This is a genomic window from Agromyces terreus (genome assembly GCF_009749465.1).
Taxonomy (GTDB): Bacteria; Actinomycetota; Actinomycetes; order Actinomycetales; family Microbacteriaceae; genus Agromyces; species Agromyces terreus.
In genome coordinates, this window is record NZ_WBIS01000005.1 from 107,161 (window position 1) to 127,758 (window position 20,598).

At 65.1% G+C, this 20,598-nt stretch carries 12 protein-coding genes; 8 read left to right on the forward strand and 4 right to left on the reverse strand.

Going from position 1 to position 20,598, the window contains the following annotated elements; all coding sequences use genetic code 11:
- Window positions 1-63 precede the first annotated feature (63 nt).
- Complete coding sequence (locus tag GQQ92_RS11670; protein WP_331251617.1) at window positions 64-3,657, reverse strand: bifunctional glycosyltransferase/CDP-glycerol:glycerophosphate glycerophosphotransferase; 3,594 nt, start codon at window positions 3,655-3,657, stop codon at window positions 64-66.
- Window positions 3,658-3,713: 56 nt separating this feature from the next.
- Window positions 3,714-5,702: a capsular polysaccharide synthesis protein gene (locus GQQ92_RS11675; protein ID WP_156999475.1), complete on the reverse strand. Its 1,989-nt coding sequence runs from the start codon at window positions 5,700-5,702 to the stop codon at window positions 3,714-3,716.
- A gap of 234 nt (window positions 5,703-5,936) precedes the next feature.
- On the opposite strand from GQQ92_RS11675, the gene GQQ92_RS11680 reads away from it, so the two are divergent.
- From GQQ92_RS11680 to GQQ92_RS11705, 6 genes are all read left to right on the forward strand, one after another.
- Window positions 5,937-9,428: a bifunctional glycosyltransferase/CDP-glycerol:glycerophosphate glycerophosphotransferase gene (locus GQQ92_RS11680; protein ID WP_197738225.1), complete on the forward strand. Its 3,492-nt coding sequence runs from the start codon at window positions 5,937-5,939 to the stop codon at window positions 9,426-9,428.
- A 112-nt stretch (window positions 9,429-9,540) separates the two neighbouring features.
- Window positions 9,541-10,923 carry a bifunctional cytidylyltransferase/SDR family oxidoreductase gene (locus tag GQQ92_RS11685; RefSeq protein ID WP_156999477.1) on the forward strand — a complete coding sequence of 461 codons (1,383 nt, stop codon included), beginning with the start codon at window positions 9,541-9,543 and terminating at the stop codon, window positions 10,921-10,923.
- A 67-nt stretch (window positions 10,924-10,990) separates the two neighbouring features.
- Window positions 10,991-12,409 carry an O-antigen ligase family protein gene (locus GQQ92_RS11690; RefSeq protein WP_156999478.1) on the forward strand — a complete coding sequence of 473 codons (1,419 nt, stop codon included), beginning with the start codon at window positions 10,991-10,993 and terminating at the stop codon, window positions 12,407-12,409.
- A complete protein-coding gene (locus GQQ92_RS11695) occupies window positions 12,406-13,683 on the forward strand; it encodes an O-antigen ligase family protein (RefSeq protein WP_156999479.1) in 1,278 nt (425 codons plus the stop codon). The genes GQQ92_RS11690 and GQQ92_RS11695 overlap by 4 nt, the downstream gene beginning before the upstream one ends.
- 64 nt (window positions 13,684-13,747) lie before the next feature.
- Complete coding sequence (locus GQQ92_RS11700) at window positions 13,748-14,620, forward strand: ABC transporter permease (RefSeq protein ID WP_156999480.1); 873 nt, start codon at window positions 13,748-13,750, stop codon at window positions 14,618-14,620.
- Entirely contained in the window at window positions 14,604-15,347 is a 744-nt protein-coding gene (locus tag GQQ92_RS11705) for an ABC transporter ATP-binding protein (RefSeq protein ID WP_156999481.1), read from the forward strand. The genes GQQ92_RS11700 and GQQ92_RS11705 overlap by 17 nt, the downstream gene beginning before the upstream one ends.
- A 79-nt stretch (window positions 15,348-15,426) precedes the next feature.
- On the opposite strand, the gene GQQ92_RS11710 is transcribed toward GQQ92_RS11705, so the two are convergent.
- Together GQQ92_RS11710 and GQQ92_RS16585 are read right to left on the reverse strand one after the other, a co-directional pair.
- Complete coding sequence (locus tag GQQ92_RS11710) at window positions 15,427-15,633, reverse strand: hypothetical protein (protein WP_156999482.1); 207 nt, start codon at window positions 15,631-15,633, stop codon at window positions 15,427-15,429.
- Window positions 15,630-17,201: a methyltransferase domain-containing protein gene (locus tag GQQ92_RS16585; protein WP_197738226.1), complete on the reverse strand. Its 1,572-nt coding sequence runs from the start codon at window positions 17,199-17,201 to the stop codon at window positions 15,630-15,632. The genes GQQ92_RS11710 and GQQ92_RS16585 overlap by 4 nt, the downstream gene beginning before the upstream one ends.
- A 183-nt stretch (window positions 17,202-17,384) precedes the next feature.
- Between GQQ92_RS16585 and GQQ92_RS11720 the strand changes: the two genes are divergently transcribed.
- Both GQQ92_RS11720 and GQQ92_RS11725 read left to right on the forward strand, forming a co-directional pair.
- Window positions 17,385-18,614, forward strand: coding sequence for a lipopolysaccharide biosynthesis protein (locus tag GQQ92_RS11720; protein WP_156999483.1), 1,230 nt, complete (start codon window positions 17,385-17,387; stop codon window positions 18,612-18,614).
- Window positions 18,615-18,668: 54 nt separating this feature from the next.
- Window positions 18,669-20,591, forward strand: a complete 1,923-nt coding sequence (locus tag GQQ92_RS11725) for a glycosyltransferase (protein ID WP_232057661.1) — start codon at window positions 18,669-18,671, stop codon at window positions 20,589-20,591.
- Window positions 20,592-20,598: the final 7 nt, after the last annotated feature.

The window sequence follows — 20,598 nt, forward strand, 5'->3', positions numbered from 1 at the left end:
GAGCCGTCATAATCCTGCTAGATGCCAACCTCTGCCGCCGCGTGAGCCAAGCGACCAAGCCGGTTAACCGACTGCAGTCGAACCCGCGCCTCTGGGATCCGAGTTCTGAGAACCGATTCCTGCGCGATCGAAGATCGCGCGAGTAGCGCGCTCCGCTGCATGACCGTCATCCAAGCCCGCGAACCTCTCCCGGAACACTCGGTAGTCATCCGCGAACCTCTCCCGCCCTTCCTCAATATGGACGATCGCGTCTACAAGCTCGTCGACGTTCTCGACTTGGGGACCGGGTGCCGTCTCATCGAACGGAATCAAAGACGGAGCAGAGGTGAAGAACTGCTGCTTGTCTGGAACGAAGAAGATCATCGGCTTACCGGTCACACCGAAGTCGAACCTGATCGAGGAGTAGTCGAAGACGCCAACATCTGCGGCGAGGATCAAGTCATTCACGTCGGGGTGATAGGTGACATCAATCACTTGAGCGTTCTTCACCTGCTTGTAGCTTCCATCCCGACCATGCGCCGGGTGCCCACGGAGAAGCACCACGTAACCTTCACCGAGCGACTCAGCGAGCCGCTGTGGGTCGACGAACGTCACCATCTTCGAAGCCCATGGCGAAGTGGCCTGATAGTCCCGCCATGTTGGTGCGTAAAGCACTGCGGTTCTACCGGCCTCAATACCAAGTTGCCGGCGTACTTCCTCACGGTCGTCTGGCGTGATGACAACCAAGCGATCGTTCCGAGGATGGCCGATCTCTGCGATTTCTGCCGACACGGGAAAGTGCTCACGATAGAGCCGTGTCGCGAGCGGGGTCGGCGAGAGGAGCATCGTCCATTTCTCACGCCAATCGAGACCGCGCTGAATCTGCGCTTCCGTGAAGCCCAATGCGTTCCATCGCCCCACGCCCATCATCTTGAACGGATGACCGTGGTACGTCTGAACCACCTGTTGGCCCGGGCGCGGCTGAAGAAACTCCGGGACCTCATGGTTGTAGCAGAGCACACGGGCTACGGCGAGGATGTCAAAATAATCGTGCGAGCCCACGACGACTGAACCGTCGTTAGCGGGTACGCGCACGGAGTAATCCTTGATCCCCCAGATGATCTCCACGCCTGGGAAGTCACGACGGATCACATCTGCAATGGCAAGTTGTGAATCATTGACCTGGTCGCCTTGCAGGCATTGGAAGTACACGATGTCGCGAAGGGTGGCCGAGTTCGCCTCGTAGAACTCGATCATTCGCCGCTGATCTCGAGCGGTACGCACCGCGGTAGAAGAGGCATCGATCTTTACATTGACCTGACGGTTCGTCGCGCGCGTCAGGGTGACCGATTGGCGCGAAGCGCTCAGATCGCGGAGCGGAAGCTGAGCATCAAGATCAATTGACGTTCGAACCGCGATCGGCATGTCCTCCCCGTCGTCAGCCAGTTCAGAAACCCGCAGCGAGTAATGCCCGGGGACTACAGATTGGGCTTGCCACCCAGGCAACGCGTCCTGCTCCAGTGAAAATGAAACAGTGCCCGGCTCGCCATCGACATGCTGCCCGTAGATGACTGCGCGCCTACTCTGAAGCCAAAGTGTGAAGTCAGGCCTGAGGTTACGGAACCGCATCAAAATCTGGTGTTCGGTTACGTCAATTCCGTCCACAATCGCGACACTGCCCGGTGCGAAGAAATATGGCTGACTCCAGCCGCCGACCATGAACTCAGGTTGACCCTTTACAGCGTCGCTTCCCGAATACAACCGAAGCGAATACAAGCCATCGGACGTTTGGGCCTTCACCCGAGCGTTGGTTTGCAACCCTCGGGGAAGTGCGGGGACGCGGGCAACTATTGAGTCGCCGCTCACTGTGCTTTGCAACGTCAGAGCACGTTGAGATGGCTTCGTGAGCACGAGCGCTTGGATCCGGAGACCATGAGGTCGATCCAACGTCACACTCATCGTGTCATCGTTGTACGCGATCTCTGAGACGCTCAAGAGTCGCGACTTCTTTGCAATCTTGATTGTCATGCCGATACCGGCGCGGTATCTCGCGATCGCTTCGCATCCCGCACTCAGGTCGACAGCGGCTGGCATCCCGTCATCGGAAGCAAACCCTGATGAGTTAAACGGGGCGACCACTCGCATTCCTGCAGACCGCACAATGAGTACGAACTGAAGTTCGAGATCTCGACCCTGCTCGAGCTGGAGTTGCTCCAGATTACGTGCATCAATTTTTGCGACGAAGCCGCTATCCGAGTAGTCGAGATACAGATGCTGGGTGAGAGAGCCGGCGAGCGAGTGCGGCACACGTTCGAGTGCCACCGGCACTTGCACACCCGCACGAGTGTCACGAAGTTCAGCCTCGATCGATTCGATAGGAGTCGCAAGGCCTGGGAAATAGGCGTGTCCGCGAATCTCCAGGACGCCCTGCTCCTCCGTCCAGTCCCACCTATTCAGCCACGCCTGTACATCGAACTGCCAGTCGGCTGCGACAAGCGCCCAAGCGGGGACCGCATCCGACGGGATTTCCCATGCCGGCATTCGGCCATGAATCAACCCATCTGCGCCCTCTTCGAACACCCAAGCATGAGGACTCCGTCCGCGGAGTGCGAGGAATTCCATCGCGGCCTCACGGTCGCCCGCAAGAAGCAGGTGATAGAGCACGCGATCCTGAACTGAGATCCTCCGAACAAGTTGCTCTCGTGGCACGAGTGGCCACAATGCTCGGGTCGCGGCCACAACCGCAGCCCAATACTCATCATCGCCGTCAAACACCCGAGAGATCGTGAACGCGTCCGATTCGAGCACCTGAACGACTCTCTCGAGGTGTGCTGCATCGTGCCCGGACCAATGAAGGATTTCAAGCGACCGACGGATGACCTCAACTCGATCGATGAGGTTCTGAACCTTGCCGGCTTGCTGGGTAATCGAAGTCTGTTCGTCACGCATGCGCCATCGGATCATCGGCCGGGAAAGCACATCGAACTTTCTAGCTCGAACGTAGCCTAGGCTGGCTGGCTCCTGATCCTCATAGGCGATGCCGACCGGATAGCCAACGATCTCTCGCTGAAAGAAGTCACGACGGTACACCTTTGACCAGGCCACTACGTTCGCTTGAATCTGCGGGAAGGCGAGAAGCGTAGTGCCGCGTCGTTCGACGGCATGAGCCGCTCGAATCCAACGGCCTGGTTGGTGAAGCTTGCCCCCACGCAAGAACCGGTACGGGGCGACCGCAAAGTCTGAACCCGTCGATCTCAGCGACGAAATCGCATACCCGTACGCATCTGGTTCCAGCACATCGTCAGAATCGAAGAACGCTACGAACTCACCTGAACAGTGTTTCAGCCCTTCATTGCGCGCTGCAGCCAATCCCCCATTTGAGGTGTGAACGACTTGCACGCGCGGGTCGCGTGCAGCAATTCGGTCAACGATCTCGCCGGATGAGTCCGTCGACCCGTCGTTGACGACGATTACCTCTAGATACTCGTACGTCTGGTTTATGACGCTTTCGACAGCACTCTCCACATACCGTTCGACGTTGTAGACAGGTACAACGACGCTCAGTAGGCCACGCTCAACCCCGTTGGAGCTCCGAATAACGCGCCTCCGCAATCGACGCAAGCGCAGAAGCGCTGCGCGACGAAGTCGACCGCCGGCTCGACGTGCTTTGCGAATCAACGGAAAGTCCCTTTCGGTTTCGTACGGGAGGCAGGTAGTGCAAATCTCGCTCGTAGCTAGCCAAGCTGGCGTCGCAGAAGATAAGCGATGTTCGATTCGGGAGACATCGCCGAATCGGAGAACTGATACTTCAGTTTGTGAACGAATGAGAGGTTCAGTAGCGCATCAAATGTCTCGGATTCGTACGCGTCGAACATCGAGAACTGTAGCTGATGTGGCGGACGCGAATCTCGGGGGACGACGCGCTCCCAAGCTGCGCGAAAGTCTGGGTCGATCCAGTACAACATCTCAAAGACGTGATGAGCGAGGAAGTAATCAGGAACGTACCCCTCCTCCTCCCACCAGATCGACATTGCGGCGAACCACGCTCGCACAATGTAACTGCCGCGCCGTGCTGCCAAGAACCAATTGGAGATGCGCGGCCCGCCGTAACGAAAACAGAAGAACTCATTGAGAAGCGGCGACAGAGCCTCATCCAGATCCTCTGAGACAAAGCACGTGGCGTCGATCCAAATGCCCCCATATTTCTCGAGAAGCGCGAGCCGGAGCATGTCTGACTGGTGCGCCCGACCAGAGCTTTCGCGTACGACGTCGGGTATCGGCTCCACATATGCCGCAATGTTCTGGTCGGTGAGTTCGTGCAACCGCGCGCCGTGCAAGGCGCGCAACTGCGAAAGACACTCTTGAACGATTGCGGGAGCCTCACCGAAACCTTGTGCCCAGTACACGAAGATCGGAAGTGCATCATCGTTCAAGGGTTTTGGCGTCTTCAACGTAGACCGTCGAGTGATCTCACTCATTCGTGAGACCAAGAACAGCCCAACCTCACGACGAACTCGGAATGTCTTCGGATCAATAGACAGTGCTGCCTCGCCGTCGAATGGCAAGCTCTGATCGTCTTTTATGGCAGCTAGTATGATCGCCCGGCTCTCCGCCGTGTCGCCCGTCCTATAAAGCGCGTCCCCGAGACGGTACCGATACTCGAGTGAGTCTGGAACAGCGTCAGCGGCCTTGCGATAGCTGTCACGCGCACCTCGCCAGTCCCTACGTGTTTCTCGCGCCCTCCCAATCCAATACCACGCGACGGCCAAGCCCGTCACGTCACTCATCTGAGCTGCGACGCCTCGATACTGCTCCTCAGCGTCGGCGTTCCCCGTAGCGCGGCCGAGATGGGCGGCTGCGAGTTGCGAAGCAAGGCCTTCGGGCTGGCTCCGTTGGAGGTTACCTGCCACATATCGGGCTGATTGCAGATCTCGTTCTTCTACATACAGACTGACGAGTTCGGCCGCGTGAGACTCAGACAACGGCTGCTGGAGGTGCCGAGCCGAGATCGATTGGTTGACGGCTCCCTCCCATGTATAGGAGTAGAGCTCGTCGCCCGAAGTCGAGCCATCGAAGTACTTGTGCGCCGAGGCAGATTCGCTCACCGATAGTCGGGACCACACAACCTTCCCGCCGCCTTGAGAGGCCCCGGCTTGCAAGCAGATCCACGCCGCCGATGCGTCCGCGGGGAGCGTGAATGTTACCGAGAGTTCGTACTCCCCCGCATGGTTCGGGGCCTTGTGAGATCGCGCCAAGGCCCAGTCAATCTTGCCGCGGCTACGGCAACCGATCCTGATACTCAACCGGTCAGCACTCATTCGCCCGGTCAGCGGCTCTTCGAGATTCACTCGCACGATCACTGTGTATGTCTGCCCGGGCCGCATGCCGTACGCAAAGTTGTCGTGGTGTTCACGCCCCCCAGGAGCGATATGAGTATCCGTGTTCTGGCCTCGCCCCTCCACCTCGATCCCAAATGAGCCATCTTCGAGCTCGACGGCCCGAGCTTTCGAATGCGCGTGAACGTAAACACCCATCGGGTTACCGACCACCGGCACCCCCGGCTCGCCCAACTCAATGTCGACGAAGCGTGGACTCGGCACGAGATTCCGAAGCGGCACGTATGGCGGGGCCTCGGCAATCACCTCGACGCTTCGCGAATCCTCTGGTGCGGTTTTCGCTCGGCCTCTGGCGCGGAGCGCGCGGAATCGCTCGGTCAATCGCATCGCGAGATGCCTCCTAGATTCCTCATCTGCCTGTCAGAGGCATCCTGCCGCCACAAGGCGCTTACAGTACGATCAGGGTACTCTTTCGTGGCCACCTCGGCTTCGCATACCCAGCCCAAGGACCTCGCCGCATTGCACCCCTTGCTCCTCGATTCCATCGGTCACACAAGACTGCTCCCGTTGCGCGAGCGTGCTCGGACTGCCCTGAACTGGGCCTACGGATCCACTGCGATCGTGACCCGCGCGTTCGGAGCCGGACCTCGAGCTGGACTCCTCAGCATCGTCGTTCCCGCCTATGGGGTTGAGCAGTACATCGAGGCGTGCCTGCGGTCGCTCGCGAAGCAGAACTATCGAAACATCGAGATCCTGGTCATCGACGATGGCTCGCTTGATCGCAGCGGAGATATCGCACGGCGTATGGCCCGGCGCGATCCGCGAATCCGGGTTGTCCGTCAGGAGAACGGAGGCTTGAGTTCCGCGCGCAACACCGGGGCAGCACTCGCCCGTGGGGAGTTCATTACCTTCATCGATAGTGACGACGTGGTTGATCGACACGTGTTCACCCAGGCGATCGACGCATTGCGCGTGACAGGTTCTGATTTCACCGTCTCGCCGTATCGGCGAAAGTATCGCAACTCATATCCGCCTGCGGCGCCCTGGGTGCGCTCAGCGCATGCAATTGATCGACTCGGCTGCACTCTGGAGGAGTTTCCCGAGATCCAAGTGAATGCCGTCGCGTGGAGCAAGGTGTATCGACGCCAGTTCTGGATCGACGCCGCCCTTCAATTCCCCGTCGGGCTTCTCTACGAAGACCAAGCCGTCTCTGCGCGTGCATATGCCATGGCCCGCTCGTTCGATGTGCTCTCGAGGGTGTCGATCAACTGGCGAATGCGTGAGGATCAAAGTTCGATCTCACAACAGGTCACAACTCCACGCAACATCGCGGACCACTGGCGCGCCGTCAAAGACTCGCTCGATGTTCTCGAGGAGTACGGGCACACGGATGCGCGGAACGTCCGAGTAGCCCAACTGCTCACGAACAATCTGTCGGAATTCTTCCTGCTCATTCGCGAGATGCCGACCGACTCTTGGACTGGATTCGTTGACTTCGTGCGATACCTCGTCGGCGAAGCGCAAGACGATGCAACTTGGAACCAGATCGATGCGCGGAACAAAATGCTGGCGCACATTGTCGCGAGCGGCGATCAAGCACTCGCGCTGCAGTTCTTGGAGCACGATGGATGGAAGCGTGAGCGGTACGACGCCGAGCTCCGCGGTGATGGGCTCTACGCCCGCCCGTCGATGGATGCGATAGCGGAGTCGGCTCTCCCGCCAGCCGCGTTCCGCCTCGCACCACGCGAGAGCAGACTCATCGCGGAAATGACGCGCGCTGGACTTGAAAACGACCACGTCACCCTGTCGGTCATGTCCTACATCGAAGGACTCGACCTCGTCGCCTCTCCGCCGAGTGCCAGAGCCGAACTGGTCCCGGAACGTGGCGAAGCCGCCGAGCCGCTCGAAGTTGCGTGGGCTGTCGATGAGCTGGCTCTTGCACCGCGCTCCTCCGCGAACGTCGACAGGTCCGGCGCTCTCCTGCGTGTCCACGTCCCCATACGCATGTTCCAAGGCCACCCCGAGAACTACCGAATTCGTGTCGAGCTGTCAGCCGGGGGGCTGACCCGCGAGGCACTTGTCACGGCCCCTCGCGAGTACCCGAGGGTGCCGGCCATCCCGATTGAGGGAGGCTTGGTCGTCGACCTCATCCGGACATCGGGCAACGTAACGACGTTCAGTTGCACCGCTCCACGGCCATCCGTCGCAACGTGGTCGCTGGAAGGCTCATCGCTCACCGTAGCCCTCACCGAAGGTGAGTTCCAGGCCATCGCGCTCGTGAGCCCTCGGGATCGTTTCGGGCTTCGCCGCCGCGAGGCTCGTGTCAAACGCAGGGCTGGGAAGGCAGAAGCCACCCTGTCAGTGTCGTCACCAGGACGGCGTGCCAGCCGATTCGGCCCGGGCGACTGGTACCTCACGGCACGGGATTCAAGCGGCATCTGGCACTGGGTCGGTATGGAATCAGTCGTCGATACGGGTGCCAGGTTGACCCCACTTCTCACACAGACGAAGACCGCCCATGGCCACCTGGTTCCCGCGACGACGGCCACGATACGCAGCGAAATCGACGCGCTGATCACAGACGTGCAGCTGGGCGACGACGGTCTGCAATTCACGTTTGCCAGCCCTCGCAGCGTGGCAGTCGACGCCGTATCGGGCACCCGACGAATCAGCTTGTCGGTCGGTTCAGCTTCAGACCGCTTGACCCTCCCGCTCACGATCTCTGAGTTCGGCCGCACGTCGATCCCCCTCCCCCGAGGTGGCTATCGCGTCGAAGCCGCTGACGGAAGCGCGTCGATCGACCAGCGGCTGCATCTGCAACTGCCTCTGCGGTTCAAGACCCCCCAGCACTTGATCACGGTGCGCGCACACAATTGGGCGACGCTCGCCGTTGACATCGACGTTGCACGGCCTGACGGGGACCGCGGGTCGGGGAACGTTGAGCGTCTGCGACGCGAGGCTGCGATCACGACGACCAGGCGTGCTCGACGATCGGTGCTCTTCCGCTGCCTGTACAGCGAATCCGCAAATGACAGCGCTCTGGCCCTGCACAAGCGCCTTCTCGAACGGGGTGCAGACCTCGACCTCATCTGGGCTGCCCGCGACTATTCGATATACGTGCCTGAAGGCGGCATACGCGTCATCGAGAACTCGAGAGAGTACTTCGAGGCGTTTGCGAATGCCGACTACATCGTCGTGAACGTGCACCAGCCCGATTGGTTCGAGAAGCGCGACGGGCAGGTGGTCATCGAGACCTTCCACGGATATCCGTTCAAGGCGAATGGAACAGATTGGTGGAGGCGTCTCGGCTTTTCGCCAGAACGAATCGAATCGTTCTACCGGCGGGCCGACGAGTGGGACTACCTCGTCTCACCGGCGCCCTACGCAACGCCCTATCTCCGTCAGTTCTTCCGTGATGATCAGGCGGGCTCCACTGAGATCCTCGAACTCGGCTACCCGCGCAATGACACATTGATCGACGCGGAATCGGCTCAACGGCGAACCGCCGCACGCGGCGCCCTGGGGATCTCCGAGACGGAGACCGCAGTCCTTTATGCTCCGACGTTCCGCGACTATCTCTCCGCGAATGACATGTCCGCGGCGAGGACGAACTTCCTCGACACCGATGATCTGCTCCGTCGTCTCGGCCCCGGCCATCGCCTGCTGATGCGTGGACACCCGTTCAACGCGCGCCATCAATCCGAAGCCGATCGTTCGGCGATCGATGTCACGAACCATCCCGACATCAACGACCTGATCCTCGCGTCGGATGCGGCTATCCTCGACTACTCGTCGCTCCGGTTCGACTACGCGCTCACCGACAAGCCGATGATCTTCCTCACACCCGATCGTGAGCGCTACTTCACCGAGCGCCCGGGATTCTTCGAGTACGAGCCGACGGCCCCTGGCCCACTCGTGACGACGACGGCAGAGGTCGCCAAGCTGCTCGCCGACCCGATTCAACTTGGCCAGGATTGGTCGACGGCGCGCGCGGACTTCCGAACGGCTTTCACGCCACTCGAAGATGGAGAAGCGACCGATCGGCTGATCGACGCGGTCTTCGCCCCCCGGGGCGATGTCACTGCCCCCGACGACAAGTCGCGAGCGGTGTGACCGGGTACACCTCGACTGCGCCAGAGAACACCGCTGCGTCGCCAACGCATAGAATCGTGCGGGTGCCCGCCGATGATCACCGCGGCGTGCGCTCGAGAAGGAGTATCCCGCAGTGAGCACATCAACCACGATCGCCGTCGTCTTGGCCGGCGGCGTCGGCACCCGAGTCGGACTCGGCATGCCGAAGCAGCTGATCCGCATCGCCGGCAAGGCGATCGTCGAGCACACACTCGAGGCCCTGAGTGAGAACCAGAGCCTCGACGAGATCATCATCATGATGAACGCCGCCACGGTGCACGAGCTCGACTACCTGAAAGACGACGAGCGCTTCCCGAAGCTGCGGAGCATCCTGCCTGGCGGCGAGACGCGCAATGAGACCACGCAGCTCGCACTCGCCGCGCTCGGCGACGACGACGACGTGAAGGTGCTGTTCCACGACGCGGTGCGCCCGTTCGTCGACGACCGCATCATCGACGACTGCGTCGCAGCCCTCGACGAGTTCGATGCTGTCGACACCGCCATTCCGTCGGCCGACACCATCATCGAGGTCGATGAGAACTCGGTCATCACGGGCATTCCCGCGCGGGCGAAGCTGCGCCGCGGCCAGACGCCGCAGGGTTTCCGCCTCGGCACCATCCGCCGGGCATACGAACTCGCCGCGAAAGACCCGAGCTTCGCCGCGACCGACGACTGCGGCGTCGTCTTCCAGTACCTGCCCGAGGTGCAGATCAAGGTCGTGCTCGGCACCGCCGAGAACATGAAGGTCACCGAACCGCTCGACATCCACATCGCCGACAAGATCTTCCAGCTGCAATCGGCCGCCCTCAGCACCGGCGAGCTCGAAGATCTCGACCTCAGCGGGCGTTCGATCGTGGTCTTCGGCGGGTCCTACGGCATCGGCGCGAGCATCGCCGAGCAGGCGCGCGCAGCAGGCGCCACCGTGCACAGCTACAGCCGCACCGACACCGGCACCGACGTCACCTCGCGCAAGCAGATCCGAAAGGCGCTGGCCGACGCCGCGGCCCACGGCCCGATCGACTACGTGGTGCTCACCGCGGGCGTGCTCTCGATCTCGCACCTCGTGAGCACCTCGAAGCGCGGACTGCGGCGCACGATCGACGTGAACCTCATCGCACCGGCGAAGGTCGCGCAGGAGTCGCACCGCTACCTCGCCGAGACGAAGGGCCAGTTGCTCTTCTTCACGTCGAGCTCGTACACGCGCGGCCGCGCCGGCTACAGCCTGTACTCGGCCACCAAGGCCGGCGTCGTCAACCTCACCCAGGCGCTCGCCGACGAGTGGGCCGAGAGCGGCATCAGGGTCAACTGCCTGAACCCGCAGCGCACCAAGACGCCCATGCGCACGGCTGCGTTCGGCGAAGAGCCCGACGGCACACTACTCGACCCCGAGGCGGTCGCACTCACCTCGCTGCGCGTGCTCGAAGCCGACCTGACGGGGCAGATCGTCGACGTGCGCGTCACCGGCCCGAAGTCCTGAGCCGGTACGTCCTCGCGAGACGCAGAACGACCGTGCCGCGAGAGGCGCACGCGATAGCCTTGAGCGCATGAGCCCGCATCGTCGACACGCCCTCGCGGGCGCGTACGCGACGTTCGTGCTGTTCACCGCGTTCGCCGGGCAGTTCTGGCGAAACCTGCTCGGCTGGTGGGGCTTCGGCGCCGCGGTCGCGATCGTCGTCATCGGCGGCATCCTGCTCATCGCCGACACCCGCCCCACCTGGATCTGGCGGCGCGTACCCAAGTCGACCTTCGCATTCCTCATCATCGCGACGCTGTCGCTTGCCTGGTCCTTCTACCCCGGCGCCACCGCGCTGGGGCTCGCCATCAGCTTCGTCACCACGTTCGCCGCCATCGCCCTCGTGCTCTGCCTGCCATGGGCACGCATCGTCGCGTCGCTCGCATCGGCCATCAAGTGGATCCTCGCGCTCTCGATCGCGTTCGAGCTCTGGGTCGCGGTCTTCGTCCGCGAACCGCTGCTGCCGAACTTCCCCGACTTCGAGGTCACCGGCGAGAAGCTGCCCATGGCCTTCTACTGGTCGCGCGGCCTGCTCTTCCAGGGCGGGCCCGTCGAGGGCATCGTCGCCAGCCGCAACCTGCTCGGCATGATCGCCCTCATCGGCCTCATCGTGTTCGGCTGCCTGCTCGCGGCCGGCAGCATGCGTCGCGGCCCCGGCGTCGGCTGGCTCGTCACGGCGGGCCTCGTCTTCGCGCTCACCCGCTCCTCCACCGTCATCCTCGTCGCCGTCGTGGTCGCCGTCGCCCTCGGGTTCGCGCTCTGGACCCGCCGCGTCGGCCCCGAACGCCGCAGACACGTCTACGTCACGGCCGCGGCCGTGCTCGCGGCATCCGTGGCCCTGCTCGTGCTCGCCTGGGGCTGGCTGCTCTCGCTCTTCGGCAAGAGCGAAGACCTCACCGGCCGCACCGACATCTGGAACGCCGTCATCGACCTCGCCCAGCAGCGGCCCGTGGCCGGGTGGGGCTGGGTCGGTTATTGGGTGCCGTGGGTCGAGCCGTTCAACGACCTCGCGGTGCGCAAGGGCGTCACCTACCTGCAGGCCCACAACGCGTGGCTCGACATGTGGATGCAGCTCGGCATCATCGGTCTGATCGCGTTCGCCTCGATCGTCGTCGGCGCACTCTGGCGTTCGTGGTTCCTCGCCGTCGATCAGCCGCGCGATGCCGCGGGCCGGCCGATGCCGTACTCCGCCGCGTCGCTGCTGCCCATGCTCGTGCTCGTGGCGCTGCTCGGCCAGAGCCTCGCCGAGAGCCGCATCCTCATCGAGATCGGGTGGCTGCTGCTCATCGCCATCGCGTGGGCCACCAAGCGCCGGCAGTGGTCCAACGACCCGCTGCCCGCACAGCCGCGACCCGCGCGCTCGAGTGCGGTGGCCCTCGACGCACCGCCCGCAGATCTGAAGCCGCCCGCCGTGACGCCGCCCGCCGTGACGCCGCCCGCCGACGCATGACCGACTCGCCCGTGCTCACGCAACTGCGCGAGTTCGCCGGATCCGCGCGATTCGCCCAGGCGCTGTCGGTGACGGCCATCGGCACCGCCTTCGCAACCCACCTCATTCGCAGCCTCATCGGCTGGCCGGGCCTGCTCGCGATGCTCGGCGTGCTGCTCGTGCTCTGCGCGCTCTCGCTCGTCGCCCGCTGGCGGGCCGTCGAATGGTACGGCATCCTGCCGCTCACGATCCTCGTCTTCGTGGGGTGGTGCGCGGCATCCGTGCTCTGGAGCACGACCCCGCTGGTGAGCCTCGTGCGCGTGATCTACCTCGTACTGTTCGCGGTGCTCGGCATCTACGTCGCCCTCATGCGCGACACGATCCAGATCGTGCGGGCGTTCGGCGGCGTCACTCGGGTGCTCCTCGGTGTCTCGCTCTTCATCGAGGTCGTGTCGGGCATTCTCATCGACACCCCGATCGCGCTGATCGGGGTGCAGGGCGACATCGCCCTGCTCGGGCCGATCCAAGGCATCTTCGGCTCGCGAAACCTGCTCGGGTTCATCGCCGTCATCGGCCTGCTGACCTTCGTGGTCGAGTGGCGCACGCATATCCTCACCAGAGGGAGATCGATCGCCTCGATCGTGCTCGCGGCTGTGTGCATCGTGCTCTCGGGCTCCCCCACCGCCTGGATCGCACTCGCCGTCGCGCTCGTCGCGCTGGCCGCGATCTACGGCCTGCGGCGCGTCGCCCCCGCGACCCGCTGGCGCTGGCAGATCGGGTTGCTCGCCACGGCCGTCGCCGTGCTCGTCACGACGTGGCTGTTCCGCCTGCGCATCATCGAGCTGCTCGACGCCCGCGCAGAGTTCGACGTGCGACTCGACGTGTGGCGCGAGGCATCCCGCTACCTCGCGCTGAACCCGCTGCAGGGCTGGGGCTGGGTCGGCGCCTGGCCCGACGCCCGCCCCTACGTCTGGATCGAGGCCGCCACCGGGCGCGCGCAGAGCTCTGCGCTGAGCGCCTACGTCGACGTGTACTTCCAGGTCGGCGTCATCGGCGTGCTGCTCTTCGCCGGGCTCATCGGCGTCGCCCTCGTGCGGGCGTGGCTGCTCGCGACCGGCCGGCGCAGCGTCGTCTACCTGTGGCCCGCCCTCATGCTCGTCATCATCACCGTGACCAGCTTCGCCGAGAGCTTCGCCCTGCTCGAGGGCGGCTGGATGCTGCTCGTCGTCTGCGCCGTGAAATCGGCGAGAGACATGAGCTGGCGCGACGCCATGGCGACCCTGCCCCGGGGCTGAGCGCCCATGCGGCCCTGAACCGGTGCGCCCCGACTCTCAGGGAGCGGGCACTACAATCGTGCGAGTGACAAGTCCAGCCCCAGCTGAAGTCGAACACGGCTTCAGCACTCCCGGCAGCGGTCGCGGAATCCTCGATGTCTTCGGATACCGCTACCTGCTGCGCCTGCTCGTGCGCAAGGGCACCCAGACCCGCTACCACGGTTCCGTGCTCGGGTGGATCTGGTCGTACGTGAAGCCCGCCGCGCAGTTCCTGATCTACTACCTGGTGCTCGGCGTGCTGCTGAACTTCACCCGCGGCATCGAGAACTTCGCCATCTACCTGTTCTCGGGCATCGTCGTGGTGAACGTCTTCAACGAGGCCTTCAGCAACGCGACCAAGTCGATCGTCAACAACAAGGCGCTCGTCAAGAAGATCTACCTGCCTCGCGAACTCTTTCCGATCGCCGATGTCTTCATCGCCTTCGTGCACTTCCTCCCGCAGCTCGCGATTCTCATGATCGCGGTGCTCGCCACCGGCTGGGCGCCCACGGCGGTGCAGATCGCGGGGGTGTTCTTCGCCCTGCTCATCGTGCTGACGATGGCCCTCGCGCTCGGCCTGCTCTTCGGCGCCATCAACGTGACGTTCCGCGATGCGCAGAACCTCGTCGAGATCATGCTCATGTTCACGACCTGGTTGTCGCCGGTGCTCTACTCGTTCACGGTCGTGCGCGACAAGGCGCCCGAGTGGCTCTTCAACCTGTACATGATGAACCCGCTCACCTCGGCCGTCGAGCTCTTCCACTCCGCGTTCTGGCTGCCCACCACCGTGAACCCGGTCGAGCGCCCCCCGCATCTCTGGGAGTTCGGGGCGATCGGCCTCGTCATCGCGATCGTGTTGCTGCTCGTCGGGCAGCTCGTGTTCCGCAAGTTGGAGGGGCGCTTTGCTCAAGACCTCTGAACAACCGCGCATCATCGTCAACGATGTCAGCAAGCGCTTCCGGCTGCGCACCACGCAGTCGCTGAAAGAGCTCTTCATCGCGTGGACCAAGCGCAAGAAGCTCGTCGACAGCTTCGACGCACTCGACTCGATCGACTTCGTCGTCGGCGAAGGCGAGTCGGTCGCACTCATGGGCTACAACGGCTCGGGCAAGTCGACGCTGCTGAAGCTCATCTCGGGCGTGCTTCGACCCGACGCCGGAAAGGTGCTGACCCGCGGCCGCGTCGCAGGCCTGATCGAAGTGGGCGCGGGCTTCCACCCCGATCTCTCTGGCCGAGAGAACGTCTACCTCAACGCCGCGATCCTCGGCATGAGCAAGGCCGAGATCGATGCCCGCTTCGACGAGATCGTCGAGTTCAGCGAGATCGGCGAGTTCATCGACACCGAGGTCAAGCACTACTCCTCTGGCATGTTCGTGCGGCTCGCGTTCGCCGTGGCGATCCACACCGAACTCGACATCCTGCTCGTCGATGAGGTGCTGGCCGTGGGCGACGCCCCGTTCCGCGACAAGTGCAAGAAGAAGATCCGTGAGCTCGTCGAGCAGCAGAAGACCATGATCGTCGTGAGCCACGACCTGCCGATGCTGAAAGCGCTCTGCACGCGCGGCATCGTGATCAAGCGCGGCAAGGCGTTCTTCGACGGGCCGATCGACGAGGCGATCGAAGCGCTGAAGGCATCGAAGCGCTGAGTCCCGGCGTTCTCCGGGGCAGGTGTCCCGGGGCGCAGCCAGGTCCGTCGCGTTCCCTCGGCAGCGGCGCGCCCCGCTGCTACTCGGCGGACTTGCGCTCGTCGTCGCGCAGTCGCTCGAAGACGAGGTCGTAGAGCTCGGCGATGCGGTGCGAGTCCGCACGCAGTTCGTCGATCTCGGCGCGCAGCCGGCCGATCTCCTCGCGCAGCCGCGCGATCTCGGCAGACTCGGGCACGGCCGGTCCGCGGCGCCTGAGCTTGCGCAGCGCAGCCTCGAATCGGTTCACCGTGTCTCCTCTCGAGCCACGACCGCGGCTCCCCTCGTACTGTAGAGCCTGACGCTCGCGATCGTGCGCGGCCCCGATGCCGTTCGGCGAAGCTGCCGCGACTCGACCGTGAAGTCGAGGTCGTAGACGGATGCCTCGGCTCGCAGCCATTTCAGCGGCAGATGCCAGGTGTCGGGGCGGTGGTGGTCGTAGACGAACGACGCGTTCTGCGCGAACGTCGCGAGCACCGTCGATTCGCGGTCGACGAGCGCGCGCAGGAGCAGCAGTGTGTTGGCCCTCGTGTCCCGGGTCAACGTATGCAGGACGTTCGACAGCAGGAAGTGCCGGGTGCCGCCGAGAGCCAGCTCGTCGGCGATGAAGTCGAGCACGGCCCGTCGGTCGGCGAGGTTCAGCCGCTGCACCGAGACACCGGGCCGGGCGGATGCCGCGGCGAGCGCCGCCCTCGTGTAGTCGACGGCGACGACCTGGCGCCCGGCCGCGGCCAGGGACTCGGCGAGGGCGCCGTCGCCGCATCCGAGGTCGATGACGCGATCGCCGGGCGAGCTCTGCAGGAGGAGGCGGTCGGCGTCGGCGCGCCAGGGGTGCGACCTGCCGAGACGCAGCTGCTGCTCCCAGAAGTCCCGGTTGAGGTCGTAGACCCCGAACCAGTTCTCGAACCGCCGCCTCGTCGAGGACGGCGTGCGGAATCGGAACGCGGGGTCGGGCGTGCGCCACGATGGGCCGTAGCAGAGCGCGAGCCAGGCGTCGCCGTCGGCGACGGACGGCACGGTCTCGCCCTCGAGCACCGCTTCGCCGAGGGGCAGCAGCGCCTCGGCGGCGAATCGACCGCGCACGGCGATCGGCTGGTTGTAGACGCCTCGGTCGTGGAACCCGAGGAAGAGGTCGACGTGCACGGTGGGTGCGGGCCGCACGGTCGCGGCATCCGCGAAGATCACCTGGAGGTGCGCGTCGCTGTGCCGGATGATCTCGTGGCCCCGCTCGCGCAGGCGCCGTTCGAGGGCGTACGACGCGATAGACACGTCGGGCGGCGCGACCTCGCCGAGGTAGACGAGCAGGTCGATGTCGTCGTCGTGCGCGAGGATGCGACCCTCGCGGACCGCGCCGAGCAGGGTGCCGCCGGTGACCGCGGCGGTGTACCCGAGGTCTGCGAGATCGGCGAGCACGGTGCGCATCCCCGACATCAGACGACCGTGCAGCTCGTCGGAGGGGGCGTCGGTGAGCTTGCCCCACTTGTCGACGACCTGGCCGGCGGCGGCGAGCTCCGCGAGTCCGACCGCGCCGGCACGGGCGACGGGCCCGGCGAAGCGGCCCTCGGCGAGCACGCTGCCGTTGCGCTGGTCGCGCAGCGCGATCGCGGCGGTGCCGACGAGGTGGTTCGCGAGGGCGCCGGGCCACGGCGCGAAGGCCGACCGGCCGTCGGCCTCGGGCACGACCGTCGTCCACATGCGATGACCGTCGATCTCGACGTCGACCGTGCGGCCGATCGCCGGCGAATCGAACCGCACCCGCAGGCCGCGCCGCCCCGCAGCGAGCGCCGCAGGTCGCCGACGGGGCCGGAAGAGAGTCACGAAGCGGCGTTCCTTCGGATCGACGGATGGGGGGCGAGGACCTCCCGAGTCTATGCGAACGCGTGTTTCGGCGCGTCTCGCGCGGATGTCCCGGACCGCCTCCGTTCTGGGGGAGAATGGCGGGACTGCGCACGACTCCCCGGGCGCGACTCCCGAACCCGAGCCCACGGAGGTCGTCGGCGCGTGAAGACGAAGACTGCCCTGCGCTTCGCGGGCGGCTACGGCCTCTCGGTGGCGATCAGCGGCATCGTGAGCCTCGCGGTGATCCCGGCGATCATCGTCGCCGCGGGCGCGGACGCCTGGGCGACCATCGCCGTGGCGCAGGCGGTCGCCGGCTTCGCGTTCGTCTTCGCGGTCTACGGCTGGGGCGTCGTCGGGCCGACCGAGGTCGCGCGGCGCTCCCGCGACGAGCTCGGCGCCTACTACTTCGAGTCGCTCCTGAGCCGGGTGTGGCTCTGCCTCGTGATCCTGCCGATCTCGATCGTCATCGCCGTGCTCATCGTCGGCGACGACGCCCTGCTCGCGGCGCTCACGGTCGCGAGCGGCGTGCTCGTCGCACTCGGCGCGGGCTGGTTCTACGTCGGCGAGTCGAGTCCCATCCGGTTCCTGCTCATCGACACGATCCCGCGCATCGTCGGCACGGTCGCCGGGGCCGTCGTGCTCATCGCCACGGGCGACGCCGTCGCGTTCGCGGCGCTGCAACTCGCCGGAGTGCTCGCCTCGGCCGTGATCGCGAACTGGAACATCCTCGTCCGATACCCCGGGTGGCGCTTCAGCCTCTCCCCCGTGCGCGCGGTCCGCAATCTCGCCGGCCAGGCGAGTCCGGTCGCGATGTCGGCCACGGCCTCGGTCTACGTGAACGTGCCGATCGTGCTCATCGACCTGTTCCTGCCGTCGGCGACCGCCGTCTACGCCCTCGCCGAGCGCATCGTACGCCTCGCCCTCTACTCGACCCGTCCTGTCGTGCAGATCGCCCAGGGGTGGGTCCCGAACCCTGTGCCCGAGGTGCAGGCCGCGCGCGCCCGCAGGGTCACGCTCATCGCCCTGGCGCTCGGTGCGCTCGGCGGCATCGTGTACGCCGTGGCCGGTCCGTGGATCGGCGACCTGCTCTCGGGCGGCACGCTCGCCATCCCGTCGGCGCTGGCCGTTCCGATGGCGATCAACCTGGCAGCCATCCTCGCCTCGCAGCTGACCGGGTTCGCCTGCCTCACGGCGTTCGGCCTCACCAGGACCCTCGCGACGAGCACCATCGTGGGCGCGGTGGTCGGCACCGTGCTCATGTATCCGCTGCTGTTGTGGATCGGCGCCCCCGGCGTCGCGTGGGGCCTCGCGGTCGCAGAGGTCTGCGTGCTCGGCGTCCAGCTGTTCGCGCTCGCTCCCAGACTTCGCAGATCAGAGCCAGTAGGCTCGTAGACGCGCGTCAGGGGGCCATGGCGCGATCCCACCACCACACACGGAGCAGCCAGCGTGAGCTTGACCTGGAACGAGATCCAACGCGTCGTCTTCCCCGAGGACGCCGATCCCGACGTCATCTCGCTGTACGTCGACGCCGACGTCTGGGCGAAGGTCGGCGAGCGCGAGGTCCGCGTCAGCGACCGCGCGCACCTCGACGACGTGCTCGGGCGCGACCGCTTCCGCGTCGCCGCGGGCGACCGAGTCTCGTTCGCGAGCTACTTCAACGCGTTCCCCGCGTCGTACTGGCAGCAGTGGACCAACGTCCAGCGCGTGCGCCTCACCCTCGAGACGAGCGGCGAGGGCACGCTGCTCGTGTACCGATCGACGGCGCAGGGCGTGCCGCAGCGGGTCGCGTCGGCGCCGTTCTCGAGCACCGTGCGGCACGAGATCGAACTGCCGATCGTCACGTTCGGCGACGGCGGCTGGTACTGGTTCGACATCGTCGCGGGCGATCAGGAGGTCGTCGTGGCCGACGGCCGCTGGGAGACGGATGCCCCCGAGCTGCGCGCCGGCGGGGCATCCATCGGCACCACGACCTTCAACAAGCCCGACTACTGCGTCCGCACCCTCGAGGCGCTCGCCGCCGACGACACGGTGCGCGAGGTCATCGACCGCATCTACATCGTCGACCAGGGCAACCAGCGCGTGGTCGAGGAGGCCGGGTTCGACGCCGTGGCCGAGCGCCTCGGCGAAACCCTCACCATGATCGAGCAGCCCAACCTCGGCGGATCGGGCGGGTTCGCCCGCTCGATGTCCGAGACGCTCTCGGCCGGCGAGAGCGACTTCATCATCCTGCTCGACGACGACGTCACCGTCGAGCCCGAGAGCATCGCCCGCGCCGTGCGGTTCGCCCGCCGCACCACCCGCCCCGTCGTCGTCGGCGGGCACATGTTCGACCTCCTCAACCGCCCGGTGCTGCACGCGTTCGCCGAGACGGTCGACCTCAAGCCGTTCGTCTGGCACGCGCAGCCGCACGACGAGGTCCCGCACGACTTCCGGTTCTCGAACCTGCGTCAGACCCGGTGGATGCACGCCCGCATGGACGCCGACTACAACGGCTGGTGGTTCTGCCTCATCCCGACCGAGGTCGTGCGCGAGGTCGGCCTGTCGCTGCCCGCGTTCATCAAGTGGGATGACGCGGAGTACTGCCTCCGGGCCCGCGACGCCGGCTACCCCACGGTGACGCTTCCCGGCATGGCGCTGTGGCACGTCTCCTGGCTCGACAAGGACGACTCGATCGACTGGCAGGCGTACTTCCACGCCCGCAACCGCTACGTCGCCGCGCTCCTGCACTCGCCGTACTCCGACGGCGGCCTGCTCACGCGCGACAGCGAACGCTGGGACCTGAAGCACCTGCTCTCGATGCAGTACTACCCGGTCACCCTGCGGCACCGCGCGCTGCGCGACATCCTGTCGGGTCCCGCGCACATGCAGCAGGGCATGGCGACGATCCTCGGCGAGCTGCGCGCCGCCGCGGCCGACTTCCCCGAGAAGACGGTGCTGCGCGACGAGGCCGAGATCCCGATGACCGTCGAGGGCAAGCGCGTCTACCCGATCCCGAGCGGAACGGCGGGGCCGAAGGGCCCGCGCGGCGTTCCGCTCGTGCTGTTCACGGTGCAGATGACGCTCCGGCAGTGGTTCACGCGCCCTGCATCGAAGAACATCGCCGAACCGCAGGTCGAGCTCGCCAAGCGCGACGGCACCTGGTTCCGCCTCCCGCACTTCGACAGCGCGCTCGTCTCGACCGCCGACGGCTCCGGAAAGGTGCGCTACACGCGCGACCCGAAGACGTTCCGGCGACTGCTGCGCGAGAGCCGGCGCCTCCACCGCGAGATCAAGCGGCGCTGGCCCGAGCTCGCACGCGAGTACCGCGCCGCGCTCCCCGAGATCACCTCCCCCGAAGCCTGGGAGCCGCACTTCACGAAGAAGAAGTAGCCCGGCC

Excerpts from the sequence above, each read along its gene's own strand:
- GQQ92_RS11675 (WP_156999475.1), bottom strand. The coding sequence starts at position 5,702 with ATGCGATTGACCGAGCGATTCCGCGCGCTCCGCGCCAGAGGCCGAGCG.
- GQQ92_RS11690 (WP_156999478.1), top strand. The coding sequence starts at position 10,991 with ATGAGCCCGCATCGTCGACACGCCCTCGCGGGCGCGTACGCGACGTTC.
- GQQ92_RS11695 (WP_156999479.1), top strand. The coding sequence starts at position 12,406 with ATGACCGACTCGCCCGTGCTCACGCAACTGCGCGAGTTCGCCGGATCC.